Source organism: Paenibacillus sp. MER 99-2 (assembly GCF_023714095.1).
Classification (GTDB): Bacteria; Bacillota; Bacilli; order Paenibacillales; family Paenibacillaceae; genus Paenibacillus.
Window position 1 is genome coordinate 1 of the sequence record NZ_JAMAUZ010000058.1, and the last position, 255, is coordinate 255.

The window sequence follows — 255 nt, forward strand, 5'->3', positions numbered from 1 at the left end:
CGTCAAATGAATCTTCGTTCCGTGCATAGTCCTCGGTATCGTGTCCAAACGACGGATTCTAAACATCATCATCCCATTGCACCAAATACGCTGAACCAGCAATTTCAAACGTCCAAACCGAACACCGTATGGGTCACCGATATCACCTACATTCCCTGCCGAGGAGGCCGGTTATATCTCGCCAGTGTTCTGGATTTATGTACGCGTGAAATTGTAGGCTGGCGTCTGTACAACCATATGGAAACGAGTCTGGTG

Annotated in this window: 1 protein-coding gene; it reads left to right on the forward strand. The window is 48.2% G+C overall.

All coding sequences use genetic code 11. From position 1 onward, the window contains the following. A partial coding sequence (locus M3636_RS29305) for a DDE-type integrase/transposase/recombinase (RefSeq protein ID WP_251384763.1) occupies nt 1-255 on the forward strand: 255 nt, incomplete at both ends.